Origin of the sequence: Anaerotruncus massiliensis (ex Togo et al. 2026), from assembly GCF_900199635.1 — a bacterium.
In the GTDB taxonomy this organism is placed as follows: Bacteria; Bacillota; Clostridia; order Oscillospirales; family Ruminococcaceae; genus Anaerotruncus; species Anaerotruncus massiliensis.
In genome coordinates, this window is sequence record NZ_LT962687.1 from 227,081 (window position 1) to 244,468 (window position 17,388).

Below are 17,388 nucleotides of genomic sequence, written 5' to 3' on the forward strand. Positions count from 1 at the left end.
CCTCATCCCTGCCTGACATGGACCATCGGCTCGCCTCGGAAGTACCGGTCAAGGTCCTTGAGCAGGACGGCGATCGAGTTGCCCGCGACATTGCTCGTCGTCCCCGCGAGGTGGGGGGTGAGCGTGACGTTGTCGAGCTTGAGAAGGGGGTTGTCCGGGTTGATCGGCTCGTGGGAGAAGACGTCGAGGGCGGCCCCGGCGATCCGATGGTCCCGCAGGACCTCGATCAGGGCGTCTTCGTCGATGAGCCCCGCGCGGGCGGTGTTGATAAAGAACGCGGAGGGCTTCATCCTCCGAAACTCTTCGCGCCCGAGCATACCCCTGCTCTCCTCGCTGAGGCGGGCGTGTATGGTGATAAAGTCGGAGGTTTCCAGCAGCCGGTCGAGCGATACGGGCTCCGCGCCGAGCGCGCGCACCTTTTCCGCGGGCATGTAATTTTCATAGGCGATGATCCGGCACCCGAACGCCCGCAGGCGCTCCGCGACCATCTGGCCGATCGCGCCGTATCCGATGATCCCGACGGTCTTGTCGGCAAGGTTGTGGGAATAGGGGTAATTGCGGAACCGGACGACCCAGCTGCCGCCGTTGGCGGTGAGGGAGCTTCTCGCGATGTTCCGCGACTCGGCGATGATCATGCCGACCGTGTAATCCGCGACGGGCGCGGCGACCCGGCCGGGGGAGCAGACGACGGCCACGCCGCGCTCCCCGGCGCAGGCGAGGTTGACGTTCTCCACGCCGCTTCTCGTCACCCCGATCAGCTTGAGGCGCTTCGCGGCCTCGATGACCCGGGAGCCGATCGCCACAAAATCGGTGACAATGATGTCCGCGCCGGCCGCCTTTTCAAGCAGCTCCGCCGGGGGCGTAAACCATTCGGGGCCCGCCGTCTCAGTCTTCAGGATATACTGGGCCCGCTCGTTTTCATCCGCTCCCATGGAGACCTCAATGATGTCCACGTCAACGTCATAGGGGGCAAAGCGGTACAGGTTCTCGCGGACGTCCTGTTCGGAAATCGAGAAGTCCGCGACGAATAAGAGCTTTTGTCTCAAGGCGGTCACCAACTTATTATTGTTTTAATAATAATTATAATATAAATATTTGCTTACACGATTATAGCAGTATTAAATCAGAAAAGCAATAGAAGGAGAAACATTTTGTTAGATGAATTTGCTGAAAAATCAGCATTATATTGGGGTTTTACATATTTCACAAAATTCGGGCGGGATATTCTCCCGAAAAATAAAACCCTCGGCGTATTGACATTTGACGTTTCTTTGGTATAGTTATAGCAGAACAATTTGGAATTTATTATTATACTTAAAATAAATAATAAAGAAAGGGAAGATACTATGGTCAACAAAGCAGCGGTCGTCATGGAGAACCGGAAGATCGAAATTATGGACACCCCCATGCCGGAAATGAAGCCCGGATATGTAAAGGTGAAAGTGGGGTATTGCGGCGTGTGCGGTTCCGACGTTCACTTCTATTCCTTCGGGGAGCCCGACTTCCCGGACGTCTACCCCTTCATCATCGGGCATGAGTTCGCGGGCACGGTGGTGGAAGTGGCCGACGGCGTCAAGGATCTCAAGGTCGGGGACCGGGTCTGCGTCGAGCCGGGAACCTTCTGCGGCAAATGCGAGTGGTGCAAAAAGGGCAAATACAACCTCTGCAAGGAGATGGAGTTCCTTTCGGCTCCGCGCACGAAGGGCGCGATGAGGGAGTACATCACGCATCCCGCGGAGCTCTGCTTCAAGCTCCCGGACAACGTGTCGACGATGGAAGGCGCCCTGGTGGAGCCGCTCGCGGTCGGCATGAACTCGGTCGTCCGTTCGGGCATCCAGGTGGGCGATTCGGCGGTCGTGCTCGGAACGGGCTGCATCGGCCTCGTCACGATCATGTCCCTGAAGGCGGCCGGGATCACGGACATCACCGCCGTCGACCTCTACGACATCAGGCTCGAAAAGGCCCTCGAGGTCGGCGCGACACGCGTCATCAACACCACCGATAAGGATTCCGTCGCCGAGGTGCTCAAGTATTACGACGGCATCGGCCCCGACTTTGTCTTCGAGACGGCGGGCAGCCGCTATACGGCGGAGGCCGCGGTCTACATCTGCAAAAAGGGCGGCGTCATCATGCAGGTCGGGAACGTGGTCGGCGAGACGTCGCTCAACCTCCAGAAGATGTGCGACAAGGAGCTCACGCTCATGACCAACTTCCGCTACCGCAACGTCTACCCCACCTGCGTCGAGGCGATCGCGGCCGGCCGGATCAACGTGAAGGACATCGTCTCCAAGGTCTATCCGCTCGACGACGCGATGGAGGCGTTCGAAGACTGCATCAGCAAACGGCAGTCGATGGTCAAGGCGGTGCTCAAAATCAGCGAGGACTGACCGGAAGCCGCAAAAAGCGGGGAAGCCGGACGCCGTCCGGCTTCCCCGCCCGAATTGATTGTACAGGGGGAGGCCGCCTCATGAATAAAGTCATCTGCGTCGGCAACGCGGTTGTCGACATCATCGTAAAGAACGGCCCGGACCGGACGCCCGACGGCATGACGCAGTTTTCCGAGAGCATCGACATGTATGTGGGCGGAGACGCGGTCAACGAGGCTGTCGGGCTCGCGGCAATGGGCAACGACGTGAAGCTCTACACTGCGATCGGCGACGACGCGCTGGGCAGCGCCTTCATGAGCCTGATCGAGGGCTACGGGATCCCGACGGACGGCGTCGTCCGGGACCGGGAGCACAGCACGACGGCGACCGTCGTCACCGTCGGGGCCGACGGCGAGCACGGATGCATGACCCTCCGCAACGGTGCCGCGGGGAACATGCGCTACAGCACGGATGTGTTCGACATCGATTTTGCGGGCGCCAGGCTGGTTTCCGTCGCAAGCCTTTTCTGGAGCAGGGGCCAGACCGACGCGGATTTGACGGCGCTGCTGAAAAAGGCGAAGGAAGCGGGCGCGCTGACGATGGCGGACATGGTCCTCGACCAGTCGCAGATGTCCCTGGAGGATATCGCGGGCGCGATGAAATACCTGGATTATCTGGTCCCGAGCTATCATGAAGCGTCGTACTTCACGGGCAAGGATTCTCCCGAGGAGATCGCGGACGAATTCCACAGGCGGGGCGTCAAGACGGTCGTCCTGAAGATGGGCGCGCAGGGCGTCTTCGCAAGCTCGGAAGGCAGGACATACCGCGTCGGCACGATCGCGGACCGGGTGGTCGACACGCTGGGGGCCGGGGATAACTTTGTGGCCGGCTTCATCACGGGGATCGTGGACGGGAAAAGCATGGAGGAAGCGCTCTATTTCGGGTCCGCCGCGTCGGCGATCGCGATCAGCCAGTATGGCGCGAGCGGCGCGATCAAGAGCAAACAACAGGTTCAGGACTACCTGGACGCCCACAGAAAATAGAAGGAGATTATGCTATGAAAATGATCATCAACGGTCAGAAGGTCGACTCTTCCGACGGCAGGACCCAAGACGTGGTCAACCCTGCGACGCTGCAGGTGATCGATACGGTCCCCTCCGCCACGGCGGAGGACATCACGAAGGCGGTTGACGGCGCGGTCGCCGCGCAGGAGGCCTGGGCGGCGCTTCCGGTGCGGGAACGCTGCGTCATCCTCCGCCGGTTCGCCGACCTGGTGATGGAGAGAAGGCTCGAGCTGGGCGAGATCCTCGCCAAGGAAGCCGGCAAGCCGTACATGAAGGAGGCCGTGTGGGAGCTCGATTCCGTGGCGTACGTATACCGCGGCGCGTGTGACGTTGCGATGCACTACTATGGATCGACCATGCCGATCGGCACGGAGCCGGGATACGACGACGACCTCCAGATCACGATCCACGAGCCGCTCGGAACGCTCGCCTGCATCATCCCCTACAACTTCCCGCCCGCCATCTGGGCGTTCAAGACGGCCGCGGCGCTTGCCGCGGGCAACACGATCGTGGTCAAGGCGCCCTCCTATGACCCGATGACGCTTCTCGTGCTGCACGAGATGCTCCACGAAGCGGGCCTCCCCGCGGGCGTGGCGCAGTGCCTGACCGGAAAGGGATCCGTCGTGGGAGACTGCCTCGTCGACGACCCGCGGATCGCGTGCGTCAACTTCACCGGAAGCACGGACGCCGGCCTCAGCATTGCGGCGACGGCCGCGAAGCACCTCACCGACTACAAGTTCGAGCTCGGCGGCAACGACCCGTTCATTGTGTTCGAGGACGCCGACATGGACCTTGTGGTCAAGGAGGCCGAGGACCAGGCGCGGAACAACCGCCAGTGCTGCACGGGCTCCAAGAGGTTCCTGGTACATAACTCCCTGAAGGAGGAATTCATCCGCAGGCTCAGCGCCGAGCTGGATAAGCTCGTGATCGGCGACCCGATGGACCCGAAGGTCAACATGGGCCCGATGATCTCGGAGAGGGCCGCCAGGCAGGTGGAGGAGCAGGTCAACCTGACGGTCGCGCAGGGCGCCAGGATCGTGCGCGGCGGCAAGCGCAACGGCGCGTTCTACGAGCCCACCATCCTTACCGATGTGGCGCCCGACACGGATATCGCGCGCGACATGGAGGTGTTCGGCCCCGTGTGGCCGGTGATCGGCTTCGACACGGTCGACGAAGCGGTCGGGATCGCCAACAGCTCACATTACGGGCTCGGAGGCGGGCTTTTCTCCCGGAACATCTACACCTGCATCCAGGTGGCCAAGAGGCTGAAAACCGGCCACATCGCCATCAACGGCTCGGGCAACTTCCGCGCGGCGGAGCTCCCGTTCGGCGGCGGCAGGAAGATGAGCGGCAACAGCCGTGAATCCCTTTCCCGGGTCATGGACGAGGTGACGCAGCTCAAATCGATCGTGTTCCGGTATGCGTTCAACGAGAGAAAGTGAACAGAGGAATCCAAATACATGTATTACAGCGATGAAGAAGCAAAGCAGTTGATCTGTGAATACGGAAAGCGCGTGTACCGGCAGGGGATGGTGGCCGGGAACGAGGGCAACATCTCCGTGCGGACGGGCGCCGACGCCGTGTGGGTGACCCCCACCGGCGTAAGCAAAAACGACCTCACGCCGGAGATGCTGTCCAAGACCGACCTCGACGGAAACCTCATCATCGCCGGCAGCCTTCCGGTCTCGTCCGAATCGAAGATGCATTACGGGGTTTACCGGGAGAGCGGCAAGGCCGGCGCGGTGTTCCATACGCACGCCACCTTCGCCACCGCCTTCGCATGCAGCGGGAAACGCGTCAACACCAGGATGCTCCCCGAGCTGCTGGGGCTCTTCGGCGAAGAGATCCGGGTCGCCCCTTACGGCCGTCCGGGAACCTCTGAACTTCCCGAGGCGGTCCGGCCCTACGTCAAAACCAACCGGGCGGTGCTCATCGAGAACCACGGCGCGGTGACCTGGGCGGAGACGGTCCGCCAGGCCTACTACAACATGGAATTCCTGGAAAAGTGCTGCAAGATCTATGCGGTTGCAAACTTTATGATCGGCGGCGCGCACGACATCCCCAACGAGGAAAGCATCCGGGAGCAGTTGGCGGCTTTTCAAAAAGACGCCATGGGCGGATGACCGCCATGTCAACATCTTATCTTGCGATAGACGTCGGCGGCGGTAGCGGGAGAGGCATCGTGGGCACGCTGGAGGGCCGGCGGCTCACGCTGCGGGAGGTGCACAGGTTCGCCAACTACCACGTCCCCGTGGCCGGCAGGGATTACTGGGCCCTCTTCCACCTCTTCCACGAGATGATCGAATGCGTCCGCAGGGCGCAGAGGGAGCACGGAGACCTCTCCAGCTTCTGCGTGGACCTGTGGGGCAACGACATCGCGTTCCTCGACAAAAACGGTCAGCCGATCGGATATCCGTGGTGTACGCGCAATTCCGACGGGAGCGCCATGGAGGCGTTCTTCCGGGACGTGATGCCGCCGGAAGCGTACTTCATGCAGTGCGGCAGCCAGGTGCGGCGCGGCAACGCGGTGTTTCAGCTGTACGAGCGGATGCTCGAAAGGGACCCGGCCCTCGCCCATGCGGAAAGGATCCTCACGCTTCCCGACCTGTTCGGGTACTTCTTTACGGGCAGGGCCTACTCGGAGTTTACGATCGCCACGACGACCCAGCTGATCGACCCGTTTACGGGGGGCTGGAACGGGCGCCTGATCCGGGCGCTTGGGCTTCCGGAGCACCTCTTTGGGGAGATCGTCCTGCCCGGCACGAGGCGGTACGACCTCCTGCCCGGGGTGCTTCCGGAGGCGGCGGGCCGCCTGAAATACGCGCCCGCCGCGTCGCACGACACGGCGTCCGCCGTCACGACGCTGACCGTGGCGCCGGACGAGGCGTTCTGCTCGAGCGGCACCTGGTCGATCATCGGGGCGGAATGCGACGGCCCGACGATCAACAGGGAGGTTCTCGCGTACAACTTCTCCAACGAGGGCTGCGCGGACGGCAGGTGGAGGCTCCAGAAGGACATCATGGGCATGTGGTGCATGCAGAATCTTCACCGCGGCCTTTGCGAAACCGCCGGGCCCCTCTCCTGGGATGAGATCGTCCGGCAGGCGGAGGCGGCGGAACCCTTCCGGTCGCTGGTCAATTTGGAGGAGCCCGTGTTCGTCAGCGACGCGGACCCCGCGGAGACGATCCGCGCCTACTGCGGGAAGACGGGACAGCCGGTCCCGGCCGCGCTCGGAGAAATTGCGAGGTGCGTCTACGAAAGCATGGCGCTCCAGTACCGGCAGACCCTCGCGCAGCTCCGAGAGCTTTCGGGCAGGGAATTTACAAAACTCCGGATCGTCGGCGGAGGAGGAAAGAACGACTTCCTCAACCAGATGATTGCGGACGCCGCGCGGATGCGGGTGGAAGCCGGGCCGTACGAGAGCGCGTCGGTCGGCGGCATCCTCCTGCAGGCGGCGGCGGAGGGCAAAATCCAAACGGCGGATTTCCCGGAAATCGTCCGGTCGTCGTTCGAGGTCAGGACCTTCACGCCCCGGGAGGAGCGCGCGCCGCTCTGGGACGCGGCGGCGGACCGGTACCGGGAATATTGCGGCAAAATGGTTCTATGAAATAACAGGAGGCTATCAATATGGGACTGGTAACATTAACGGAAATCCTGAAGGAAAGCGTGGAGAAAAAGTACGCGGTAGGCGCGTTCGACACGCTGGACGACAACTTCACGGAGGCCATCGTCGCGGCGGCGGAGGAAGAGGGGCTCCCGGTCATCCTGATGGTGCCCAACTTCTTTGCCGACGACAGGGACGAGCGGCAGATGAGCTTTTACTTCAACCGGCTGCTGGACCGCTGCCAGCGGGCGACGGTTCCCGTCTGCCTGCATCTGGACCACGGCAACAGCTTCGCCTGCTGCGTCAAAGCCATCCACGGCGGCTGCACGTCGATTATGTTTGACGGCTCGGCGCTCCCGGTGGAGGAAAACATGGCCATTACGAAAGAGCTCGTCAAAATCGCCCACAGCTGCGGCGTGAGCGTTGAAGCGGAAATCGGCCACGTGGGCAGCCCCGAGGGCGGGGAGCTGGAAGCCAGCGACGTGGACACCTCCAAGTACACCAAGCCGGAGGACGCGAAGCGGTTCGTCGAGGAGACGGGCGTGGACGCCCTCGCCGTCGCCGTCGGCACGGTGCACGGCCTCTTCAAGGGGACCCCGAAGATCGACACGGAGCGGCTGGACCAGATCCGTGAGCTCGTCAAGATCCCGCTCGTCCTGCATGGTGGATCGGGGCTTCCCGAGTCGGAATTCCGCGCGGCGATCGAGCACGGCATCAACAAGATCAACTTCTTTACCGGCCTTTCGCTCGCGGCGTCGGGCGCGATCGACGCGAAGCTGAAGGAGTTCAACGGCAAGATTCACTATATCGAGCTCATCAACGCCGCGCACGAGGCGTGCAAGGCCGCCGTCAAAGAGCAGATGCGGATTTTCGGAACGCTTCCGCTTGACATCTGATCATCAAAGGTCCCGCCGGCTTCGCCGGCGGGGAAAGGGCTGTCGCTTTGGAATCGGCACATGGGAGGAAATCGGTGCGCCGTTCCGGGGCGGCAGCTCTGTCAGCCGCTCCGAAAGAACAAACAACGCAACCGTGATTTGAAAGTGAGACGACATGTCGCTTTATTTCCTGATCGTACTGTTCATCACATTTGCCGCCTCGGGACTCCAGTACTCCGTGCTGGGGTCCGTCTGGCCGATCGTCTACAGGGACTTTGGCGTGGCGCTCTCCCTCGTCGGTTATGTGAACATGATCATCGCCGCCGGCCGGGTCGTCGCCAGCGTCTACACCGACCGCCTGGTCGGGAAATACGGGACGCACAAGGTCGCGTCCTTTGGTTTTGTCCTCATATGCCTGGGGCTCTTTGGGTACGCGAACTGTCGGTCCTATGCGATGCTCTGCATCATCAGCATTCCGCTCGGGTTCGGCGAGGATTTTTTCCTCTGCTCGATCAATACCTTTTCGGCGCTGCACCTGCGGGCAAAATACGCGAACTGGCTCAACATGGTGTGGAGCCTCGGCGCCACGGCGGGCCCCTATATCATGAGCCTCTGCCTGGCCGGGGGCGCCGCGTGGAACGCGGGCTACCTTGTCCTGGCCCTCATCCAGACCGGCGTCCTCCTGCTGTTTTTGTCCTCCCGCGGCAAGTGGAAGGAGATCCCTTCCGTTGAAGTCTGTTCCCCGGGGACGAGAAGGAAGCCCATGCGGGAGGCGATCAGGCTGAAGGGCATGCCGGTGATGGTCGCGGCGCTCTTCTGCTATACGGCGATCGAGACCACGTCGGCGCTTTGGGCGAGCAGCTACATCACGATCAGAAAAGGGCTGCCGGACGACGTCGGCGCGCTGGGGACGACCTTTCTCTTCCTCGGGATGACGGTGGGGAGGTTCGCGAGCGGGTTCATATCCGACCGGCTGGGCGACAAGCGGATGATGCACATCGGTCAGGCCCTCATTGCCGCGGGCTCGCTCGCCCTGTTCCTGCTCTCCGGAAGGACCGCGGTGCTCGCGTCGATGGCGGTCCTCGGGTTTGGGTGCGCGCCGGTCTTTCCCTGCTTCATCCACTACGTGCCGCAGGTCTTTGGAATCGGGGACACGGGCAGCGCGGTCAGCCTTTTGATGGGCAGTTCGCAGCTCGCCACGCTGCTGATGCCGATTGCGTTCGGTTGGATCGCCGACCTCGGCGGCATGGGGTTCTACCCGTTCTTTCAGATCTTTTTCGCGGCGGTCATGATGGCGGCGCTGGTTTACCAGAGAAAACACGCAACGGCATAAAAAAGCGGCGGCGGATGTCCTTGGACATCCGCCGCCGTATTTTCATATTTCGCGTCACTTTTCGACCTTGAAGCTGTCCTTGAGCGTGACGATGCGGTTAAAGGTGCCGGGGTTTTTGCTGTCCTTGCAGAAGTAGCCCATGCGCACGAACTGGAAGCGGTCGCCCGGCTGCGCGCCGGCGAGGGACGCCTCGAGCTTGCAGTGGTGCAGCTCGGTGAGGGAAGCGGGATTCAGGTAGTCGAGGTAGTTGGTGCCCTCGGGCACGGCGTTGACGTCCTCGAGGGTAAAGAGGTTCTCGTAGAGCATCACGCGCGCGTCGCAGGCGTGCGCGGCGGAGACCCAGTGGATGGTGCCGCGCACCTTACGGCCGTCGGCGGGCATGCCGTTGGCCGTTTCGAGGTCGGCGGTGCAGCGCAGCTCGGCGACGTTGCCGTCCGCGTCCTTGACGACCTCGTTGCACTTCACGATGTAGGCGCCCATCAGCCGGACCTCGCCGCCCGGCTTCAGCCGCTGGAACTTGGGCGGCGGCACCTCGGCGAAGTCGGTGCGCTCGATGTAGCACTCCCGCGTAAAGACGACCTCGCGGGTCCCGGCCTCGGGGTCGACGGGGTTGTTGGCGACCGCGAAGGTCTCCTCCTTCCCCTCGGGGTAGTTTTCGATGACGACCCGGATGGGATCGAGCACCGCCATGCGGCGGGGAGCCGCGGCGTTGAGTTCCTCGCGGATGCAGTATTCGAGCAGCTTCTGATCGACGAGGCTGTTGGTCTTGGCGATGCCCGCGCGCTGCACGAACTCAAAGATCGCGCTCGGGGTGTAGCCCCGGCGGCGCAAGCCGCAGAGGGTGGGCATACGCGGGTCGTCCCAGCCGTCGACGCGGCCGGTCTCGACCAATTCGCGCAGATAGCGCTTGCTCATGACCGTGTTCGTGATGTTGAGCCGGGCGAACTCCCGCTGCTTGGGCTTGGGGTTGAAGCCGATGTTGTCCACCACCCACTCGTAGAGGGGCCGGTGGTTCTCGAACTCGAGGGAGCACATCGAATGGGTGATCCCTTCGATTGCGTCCTGTATAGGATGCGCAAAATCATACAGCGGGTAGATACACCATTTGTCCCCCTGCCGGTGGTGATGGGCGCGCACGATGCGGTAGATCGCGGGGTCGCGCAGGTTGAGGTTGGGGGAGGCCATGTCGATCTTGGCGCGCAGGGTGCGGGAGCCGTCGGGGAATTCGCCGTTCTTCATCCGCTCGAAGAGGTCGAGGTTCTCCTCGGCCGAGCGGTTCCGGTAGGGGCTTTCGCGTCCCGGCTGGGTGAGGGTGCCGCGGTATTCGCGCATCTCGTCGGCCGTCAGGTCGCAGACGTAGGCCTTGCCGTCCCGGATGAGCTGGACCGCGTACTCGTAGCACTGGTCGAAATAGTCGGAGCCGTAGAAGATGCCGTCGGGGTTGGCGCCCAGCCAGCGCAGGTCCTCCTCGATCGACTCGACGAACTCGGTGTCCTCCTTGACGGGATTGGTGTCGTCGTAGCGGAGGTTGAAGAGTCCGCCGTATTTTTTCGCGATGAAGTAGTTGATGAAGATCGCCTTGGCGGAGCCGATGTGCAGGTAGCCGTTGGGCTCGGGCGGGAACCGGGTGTGGATCCGCGCCGAAAAGCCGTTTTTGAGGTCCTCGTCGATGATCTCGGTCAAAAAATTAGGAGCGATTTCCATAGGGCACACGTCCTCTTTCAGTTCAGATTTTCCGCCGCGGAGCCGAGCCGCCGGAGCACCCGCTCCCGGCCGAGCAGCCGCATGATCTCGTACATGTCGGGGGAGTTCTGCCGTCCGGTGACGGCCACGCGGAGCACCATGCTCACATCCGCGACGCTGCCGGGATAGGCGGAGGGATTCTGCTTGTAATCCTTCATGTTGGCGGCGTAGCCGAGCCGCTCGGCGAGCGCCTTGATCCTGTCGAACCAGACGCCGCTGTCGTCCGCGGGGTCGTAGATTGCGGCGTATTCGTCGAGGATGCGCTTCGCGTCGGCGGCGGAGACGTTTTCGGGGTAGGCGCCGTCGCAGGCGAAAAGCTCGTCGAAGAAGAAGCTCAGATACTCCTTGGCGCCGCTCCACACGGCGATGTCCTTGCGGGGCTTTTTGCCGCCGCGGCCGATCGACAGGATCGCCTCGGTGTAGGCGGGGTCGCGCTCGAGCAGCGCGCAGAAGCCGGGGTCGTATTCCCGCGCCCAGGCGGTGAGCCTGTCCGCGACCTCGGCGGCGGACATGCGGGAGATGACGTTTTTGGAGACGTCGCCCAGCTTTTCGATGTCGAAGAGCGCGCCCGAGACGCCCATCTTCTTGGTGTTGAAAGGAAATTTATCGAGCGGGGCGTCGGGGTTCGCGAGCCTCCAGTCCTCGAAATTGGAGTTTAAGAGGGTCATGAGGTACTCCTTGACCGCCGCCACGCAGTACCCCTGCCGCTGGTAGAAGTCGAGCGCGAGCTCGGGGTCCTTGCGCTTGGAGAGCTTGCGCTTATTGCCGTTTTCCAGCTTCATGAGCTGGGCGGTGTGCACATACTTGGGCATCCTCCAGCCCATCGCGCCGAAAAGCTGGATGTGGATGGGCAGCGTCGCCAGCCACTCCTCGCCGCGCACGACGTGGGTCGTGCCCATCAGGTGGTCGTCGACGACGTGCGCAAAGTGGTAGGTGGGGATGCCGTCGCTTTTGAGGAGAACCACGTCCTGGTCGTTCTCGGGCAGCTCCATCGTGCCGCGCACGAGGTCGGTGAACTTGGTGCGGCGGCCGGGGTCGCCCTCGCTGCGGAAGCGCAGCACGAACGGCTCGCCCGCCGCAACACGGGATTCCACCTCGCTCAGGGGGGTGTCGCGGTGTACCGCCCAGCTCCCATAATAGCCGAAATTCGCCTTTTCGGCGGCCTGCTTTTCGCGGATGGCGGCGAGCTCCTCCTCGGTGCAGAAGCAGGGATACGCCTTCCCCTGCCGGACGAGCCGCTTGGCGTAGGCCCGGTAGATCCCCTCGCGCTGACGCTGCCGGTAGGGGCCGTAGGCGCCGTTGTCGCCGTCGGCCGTCGCGCCCTCGTCGAAGGGAAGCTCGTAGTCGGAAAAGACCTTGAGGATCGTTTCGACCGCGCCGGGCACCTCGCGTTTCTGGTCGGTGTCCTCGATGCGCAGGTAGAAGACGCCGCCGCTCTGGTGGGCGAGGCGTTCGTCCGCGATCGCGCCGAAGAGGTTCCCGAGGTGCATGAAGCCGGTGGGGCTGGGGGCCATGCGGGTGACCTTAGCCCCCTCGGGCAGGCTGCGGGGCGGGTAGTCCGCCTCGATTTTGGCGATGGCCGCCTCCTCGTCGAGGCCGGGGAAGAGCAGGTCGGCAAGTGCGTTGTAGTCCATCAAAAAAAGCTCCTTTGCGGCTGTAATCACGCGGATAGTATACTACAATTTTCCACCGTTATCAATCTTCATCCGGATGATTGCGGCGGTAATTCATATAACTTTCGAGGATGATGGTGGCGGCCACCTCGTCGATGACCTCCTTGCGTTTTTTGCCGCGGGTGTTGGTGGCGTTGAGGTACCCCGTCGCGGAGACGGTGGTGCCGCGCTCGTCCCACAGGCGCACGGGGACGTTGACCAGCCGGGCAAGCTGGTCGGCGAAGTCGGCGCAGAGCTGGGCGCGGGGGCCCTCCGAGCCGTCCATATTGATGGGGTGTCCCACGATGACCATCTCCGCGCCGTATTCGCTGGCGGAGGCGGCGACCTTCTGGACCACGCTGCCGAAGTCCTTGTCGTGGATGACCCCGATGGGGGACGCGAGGTATTCGGTGCGGTCGCAACAGGCAAGGCCGGTGCGCGCGTCGCCGAAATCAACAGCCATGATCTTCATATCTTCACTCCTTTGGCGGCCTGGCCGCCGGCATCGGTATTTTCCCGCGCGGCATAGGCCGCGCGGTCCTCCTCGGTGACGGGGACGCTGCGCCACCAATCCTGGAGCGCGAAGGTCGAGGCGGCCTCCGGCAGGTGGGAGGAGTCGTTGAGGTAGACCGGACGCGGCAGGAAATCGTCCCCGAATTCGATCCTGCTCACGGCGGTGTTGTCGCACCAGCCGACCTCGCCGATCCGCTCGATCGGCCAGCCCTGCGCGAAGCAGAGGTAGTTGCGGATGGCGCAGCCGTGGGAGGCGACGGCGACCGTCCCGCCCGCGTGCGCCCGCACGATGCGGCCGATGGTGTCCCGCATCCGCTCGTAGACGCTGCGCATGCTCTCGCCGCCCGGGGCCTCGAACGCCCACGGCTCGTTGTCCCAGCGCGCCTCCTCCACGGGGAAGCGCAGCGGCAGCTCCGCGAAGGGCACCCCCTCGAACGCGCCGCCGTTGATCTCCATGAGGCCGTCGTCGGTGACGATGGGCAGCCCGGCCGCGCGGTCGATCGCCTTCGCCGTCTCGTACGCCCGCTTGAGCGGGGAGGCGTAGACGGCGTCCAGCGGGATATCCGCGAACCGGCGGGCGAGGTATTCGAGCTGCCGGTAGCCCTTTTCGCTCACGTCGCTGTTGCTGTGTCCCTGAAAGGTCCGCCGCCAGTTGCCCTCGGCCTCCGCGTGGCGGACCAGATATAAGGTAGTGGTCAAACGATTTCACCCGATTCCAATGAATTCCCCGCGCGATCGCGGGCGCGGGCGGCAGGGCGCCCGCAAAACACACGCATATATTATACTATAAATCCGAGGGAATCACAATCCCGGGCTTGCTTTTTCCCGCGCCGGAAGCTAAAATAAGAAAGCCGCTTGCGCGGCGGTCAGTTCGCAACATCCTGACCTTAAACAAATACTAGGGGCGTCCGTGGAAAACCGCGGAAAGGCTCCGGAAAAGAGGAAAAAAACATGACAAGGCAAACCCCCAACATCCGGCGCATGGTCGTGGCGGCCATGATCGCCGCGGTCTACTGCGCCGTCAGCCTCCTGCTGCTGCCGCTCTCCTTCGGGGCGGTGCAGGTGCGCGTCTCGGAGGCGCTCACCCTGCTGCCCGTACTGAGCCCGGACGCCATCGTCGGTGTGACGCTCGGCTGCGCGCTCACCAACGCCCTCGGCTCGTCGATGGGGCTGATCGACGTGGTGGTGGGCACCTCCGCCACCCTCATCGCCGCGCTCATGAGCTGGGCGCTGCGGAAGGCGCGCGTCTTCGGCCTTCCGGTGGCGTCGTCGCTGCCCCCCGTGCTCGTCAACGCCGTCTTCATTGGCGCGGAGATCACCCTCCTCTCCCCGGAGGGGTGGAACACGGGCGTTTTCCTGGCCACCGCGCTGTCGGTCGGCGCCGGCCAGCTGCTCTCCTGCTGCGTGCTCGGGCTGCTTCTCGTCTGGGCGCTGGAACGCAAGGGGCTGGGGGAACGGCTGTTCGGAAAATCTTAAAGGACAGAAAAAAGGCCTGCGGCTGTGCCGCAGGCCTTTTTCCGGGAAACGGTATTTAGTTTGTAAATTTATCCTACCATACGGCCGCGGAAAGGTCAATGGTAACATAATACTAGTCGTTCCGGTTAGAGAAATAAAAAGTAAGACTCAGCTCACTCAACATGGATGACCGAAACGGGGCAGCTCTCCTGCGCGGTGACGGCGCCCTTCTCCGCTTCATCCGGGACGGGATTCTGGTGCACGTCGGCCAGCCCGTCGTCCCCCATATGGAACACCTCGGGGCAGATTTCCACGCACATGCCGCAGGAGATGCAGCCGTCGCGGTCTATTTTGGCAATCATGGCAGGTCCTCCTTCCGTAAAGATATCCCTATTCTTTCCCATCTTCGCCCAAATTATCCAAAGAAGGGGTTTGGACGGGCCGCGCCCGCATAAAATGGGAAAAAAGGGAAGGAGGCGCTGCGATGGTCGACCTGCATGTCCCTCTGCGGCAGGGGGTGCTCTTTGCGGTGGGCGGCGCGCTCTATTATCTGGTGGAGGTGCTCTGGCGGGGACATTCCGACTGGACGATGGCGGTGCTGGGAGGCGTCTGCTTTCTGCTGATCGGGCGGATCAACGAGCGGTGCGAGTGGTGCGTGGCGCTGCTCTCCCAGATGGTGCTGGCCGCGTTCATCGTCACAACGGCGGAATTCTGCGCGGGCATGGTCCTGAACATATGGCTGGAGCTGGGGATCTGGGACTATTCCGGGATGCCCTATAACCTCTGCGGTCAGGTCTGCCTGCTTTATACGAACCTGTGGTTCCTGCTCTCCCTGCCGGCCATCGTCCTCGACGACTGGCTGCGCCACTGGTGGTTCGGCGAACGAAAGCCCGCCTACAAGCTACTCTGATACGTCCGGCCTTCCGGCGGGCGGGACCCGCCGGTTCTCCTCCAGCTCCCGCTGGAGCGCGATCGTCTCGAGCGTCTCGCCCAGCTGCACAAAGATGGAGCCGAGCACGTCGAGCTCGGTGTTGTCCGGATAGTCCTGCGCGATCGATACCGCGAGCGCGGTGATCGCGGTGACCAGTTCGTAGGAGTTCATGCGGTCACCTCCCCGCGCATCCTATGAAAAATCCCCCGGAAATGACACAGTGGAGGAAGAGCTTACTCTTCCTCCACAATGCTTTGGAGACATTCGATCAGGTCGTTCAGGGTGTAAAGACTGACGTCGCGGCGCAGGATCTCGTTTTTCAGCTCGATGGGGAGCGACTCGAACCGGTAGCGCAGCTTTGGATCGACATAGGACATGGTCCATCACCTCACTGGGAGTATGGGCCGCCTGCGGCGGGCTTAATCACCCGGCGGTTTTAGATTTGCCGCTCGTCGAGCGGCGCAGTTTGTCGGTAGTCGACCGACGGCGGTTTTAGGCTTACCGCTCAGTGAGCGGCGGAGCTTGTCGGTAGTCGACCGACAGCGACCCCTTAGGCATACCGCTCATCGAGCGGCGGAATTGCCGGGTCCCGCTCCGGCGAGCGGCCCCATTTCTTGTGCGGACAAGAAATGGGGGAAAGAAGCCGCAGGGGGCTTGGGCGGCCTTCCCGGGCTGCGCCCGGAGCGCGCTACGCGCGACGGCCGCTCGCGGGCGCTCCGCCCCGCGACCCCGGCTTGAGTCCGCTACGCGGACCCGGCCCTGTGGGCCGGATTCTCTATAAGGATGGCCTGCGGCCAAATCCCCTTGACCCCCGCGCCGCCTCCGGTTGGCCTGCGGCCAAAGTCGGCGGCGCCCTGCCACGGATGAACGGACGGGTGTGCAGCATCCCGCCAGCCGCCGCGCCGCGGGCGCAATGCCTCTGCCGACGAGCCCCCGGAACCGTACCGGGGGGTGCTTCCGGGGAGACACGGCCGCCCTCATGCAAACAAGTAATAAAGCGGCCGCCAGAAGGCGGCCGCTTATAATTTGTGTCGTGTCGGCGGAGGATAAGGGGTTTTTTCATCTGTTAAATCCATTAGATAATCCACACTGGTATGATAATATTTGGCGAGCTTCAGCAGCATTTCATCGGTGAAAGCAATTTTTCCCGTTTCATACTGGGAGTAAGTGTTTTGTGCAATGCCTAGCACATTGGCTAACGCCTGTTGTTTGATATCGTTGTCGATACGAAGCGCCCTCAAGTTGTAAAACACCATATCCATCACCGCATTTATTATGCGATATCTGGAATTCAGATATTGACATTTATCTTTAATACAGATAAAATTACAGCAAGTGTAAAAAATTATTACGGAGGGAAATATATGACCTATCGGGAACGCTATTACAGGCTTTTCGGTGTTTTTTTGACGGGAATCGACCATTTAACGGATACTGTACGAAAAGCGGAAGAGCGCTTTATTTGTATAGAGCATCCCACCGATGAGGACTACCGTCCACCTAGCCGCAGGTAGAAGGCTGGTGCCCACACGTCCGTCAGCAGGGGATTCCTTTACGCTTGCGTCAGATCGTGACACGCGCTTTATCAAAAGAATTCACAGCTCGGTCAAGTTCGTCCAACGGAGCGGAGGGGGGATTCTCAAGGGGGGCGAGCTTTGCGCCCCGCTTCCTTACAAAAGATTCCACCGTAGGCGGCTCAAAGTGGGTTCCAAAGGGCCGGCGAGGCCTTTGAGTGCGTGCTCCGGGAGTAGCCCGGGCAGGCCGCTTGAAGCCTCCCTTGAGCGCCCTTCTTCCGCCGACTTCTTGGGCGCGCAAGAAGTCGGCCCGCCCGCCGGGGCGGGACCCGGCAATC

At 62.4% G+C, this 17,388-nt stretch carries 18 protein-coding genes; 9 read left to right on the forward strand and 9 right to left on the reverse strand.

The annotated features are described in order from the left end of the window. Nucleotides 1–2 precede the first annotated feature (2 nt). Nucleotides 3–1,046 carry a 2-hydroxyacid dehydrogenase gene (locus C1A13_RS01610; RefSeq protein WP_101548529.1) on the reverse strand — a complete coding sequence of 348 codons (1,044 nt, stop codon included), beginning with the start codon at nt 1,044–1,046 and terminating at the stop codon, nt 3–5. Nucleotides 1,047–1,346: 300 nt separating this feature from the next. Between C1A13_RS01610 and C1A13_RS01615 the strand changes: the two genes are divergently transcribed. From C1A13_RS01615 to C1A13_RS01645, 7 genes are all read left to right on the forward strand, one after another. Then, the gene (locus C1A13_RS01615) at nt 1,347–2,387 is read left to right on the forward strand and encodes an NAD(P)-dependent alcohol dehydrogenase (protein WP_101548531.1); all 1,041 of its coding nucleotides are present in this window, start codon (nt 1,347–1,349) and stop codon (nt 2,385–2,387) included. Between the two features lie 80 nt (nt 2,388–2,467). Beyond that, on the forward strand, nt 2,468–3,409 hold the full coding sequence (locus C1A13_RS01620) for a carbohydrate kinase family protein (protein ID WP_101548534.1): 942 nt from the start codon (nt 2,468–2,470) through the stop codon (nt 3,407–3,409). A gap of 14 nt (nt 3,410–3,423) precedes the next feature. Further along, on the forward strand, nt 3,424–4,872 hold the full coding sequence (locus tag C1A13_RS01625) for an aldehyde dehydrogenase family protein (RefSeq protein ID WP_101548539.1): 1,449 nt from the start codon (nt 3,424–3,426) through the stop codon (nt 4,870–4,872). An 18-nt stretch (nt 4,873–4,890) separates the two neighbouring features. After that, the gene (locus tag C1A13_RS01630; RefSeq protein ID WP_101548542.1) at nt 4,891–5,553 is read left to right on the forward strand and encodes a class II aldolase/adducin family protein; all 663 of its coding nucleotides are present in this window, start codon (nt 4,891–4,893) and stop codon (nt 5,551–5,553) included. A gap of 5 nt (nt 5,554–5,558) precedes the next feature. Next, nucleotides 5,559–7,037, forward strand: a complete 1,479-nt coding sequence (locus C1A13_RS01635; protein ID WP_172439124.1) for a rhamnulokinase — start codon at nt 5,559–5,561, stop codon at nt 7,035–7,037. Between the two features lie 20 nt (nt 7,038–7,057). After that, the gene (locus C1A13_RS01640; RefSeq protein WP_101548546.1) at nt 7,058–7,930 is read left to right on the forward strand and encodes a class II fructose-bisphosphate aldolase; all 873 of its coding nucleotides are present in this window, start codon (nt 7,058–7,060) and stop codon (nt 7,928–7,930) included. 154 nt (nt 7,931–8,084) lie between these two features. Then, entirely contained in the window at nt 8,085–9,242 is a 1,158-nt protein-coding gene (locus C1A13_RS01645; protein ID WP_101548548.1) for an MFS transporter, read from the forward strand. 54 nt (nt 9,243–9,296) lie between these two features. On the opposite strand, the gene C1A13_RS01650 is transcribed toward C1A13_RS01645, so the two are convergent. The 4 genes from C1A13_RS01650 to C1A13_RS01665 form a co-directional block, all read right to left on the reverse strand. Next, on the reverse strand, nt 9,297–10,946 hold the full coding sequence (locus C1A13_RS01650) for a glutamine--tRNA ligase/YqeY domain fusion protein (RefSeq protein WP_101548551.1): 1,650 nt from the start codon (nt 10,944–10,946) through the stop codon (nt 9,297–9,299). A gap of 17 nt (nt 10,947–10,963) precedes the next feature. Further along, entirely contained in the window at nt 10,964–12,619 is a 1,656-nt protein-coding gene (gene gltX / locus C1A13_RS01655; RefSeq protein WP_101548553.1) for a glutamate--tRNA ligase, read from the reverse strand. A 61-nt stretch (nt 12,620–12,680) separates the two neighbouring features. Next, nucleotides 12,681–13,109, reverse strand: a complete 429-nt coding sequence (gene ruvX / locus C1A13_RS01660; protein WP_101548555.1) for a Holliday junction resolvase RuvX — start codon at nt 13,107–13,109, stop codon at nt 12,681–12,683. Beyond that, the gene (locus C1A13_RS01665) at nt 13,106–13,849 is read right to left on the reverse strand and encodes a histidine phosphatase family protein (RefSeq protein ID WP_101548557.1); all 744 of its coding nucleotides are present in this window, start codon (nt 13,847–13,849) and stop codon (nt 13,106–13,108) included. Before C1A13_RS01665 ends, ruvX begins: the two co-directional genes overlap by 4 nt. A gap of 252 nt (nt 13,850–14,101) precedes the next feature. On the opposite strand from C1A13_RS01665, the gene C1A13_RS01670 reads away from it, so the two are divergent. Beyond that, entirely contained in the window at nt 14,102–14,626 is a 525-nt protein-coding gene (locus tag C1A13_RS01670; protein ID WP_101548559.1) for a QueT transporter family protein, read from the forward strand. Nucleotides 14,627–14,778: 152 nt separating this feature from the next. Here C1A13_RS01670 and C1A13_RS01675 read toward each other — a convergent pair whose 3' ends face one another. Continuing rightward, complete coding sequence (locus C1A13_RS01675; protein ID WP_101548561.1) at nt 14,779–14,967, reverse strand: ferredoxin; 189 nt, start codon at nt 14,965–14,967, stop codon at nt 14,779–14,781. Nucleotides 14,968–15,089: 122 nt separating this feature from the next. On the opposite strand from C1A13_RS01675, the gene C1A13_RS01680 reads away from it, so the two are divergent. Continuing rightward, complete coding sequence (locus C1A13_RS01680; protein ID WP_101548563.1) at nt 15,090–15,515, forward strand: putative ABC transporter permease; 426 nt, start codon at nt 15,090–15,092, stop codon at nt 15,513–15,515. Here C1A13_RS01680 and C1A13_RS01685 read toward each other — a convergent pair. The 3 genes from C1A13_RS01685 to C1A13_RS01690 form a co-directional block, all read right to left on the reverse strand. Next, complete coding sequence (locus C1A13_RS01685) at nt 15,507–15,707, reverse strand: DUF6774 domain-containing protein (RefSeq protein WP_101548565.1); 201 nt, start codon at nt 15,705–15,707, stop codon at nt 15,507–15,509. The genes C1A13_RS01680 and C1A13_RS01685 overlap by 9 nt on opposite strands. Before the next feature lie 62 nt (nt 15,708–15,769). Beyond that, on the reverse strand, nt 15,770–15,913 hold the full coding sequence (locus C1A13_RS14775; RefSeq protein WP_172439125.1) for a hypothetical protein: 144 nt from the start codon (nt 15,911–15,913) through the stop codon (nt 15,770–15,772). Nucleotides 15,914–16,555: 642 nt separating this feature from the next. Continuing rightward, nucleotides 16,556–16,792 carry a helix-turn-helix domain-containing protein gene (locus C1A13_RS01690; RefSeq protein WP_101548567.1) on the reverse strand — a complete coding sequence of 79 codons (237 nt, stop codon included), beginning with the start codon at nt 16,790–16,792 and terminating at the stop codon, nt 16,556–16,558. Between the last annotated feature and the right edge of the window lie 596 nt (nt 16,793–17,388).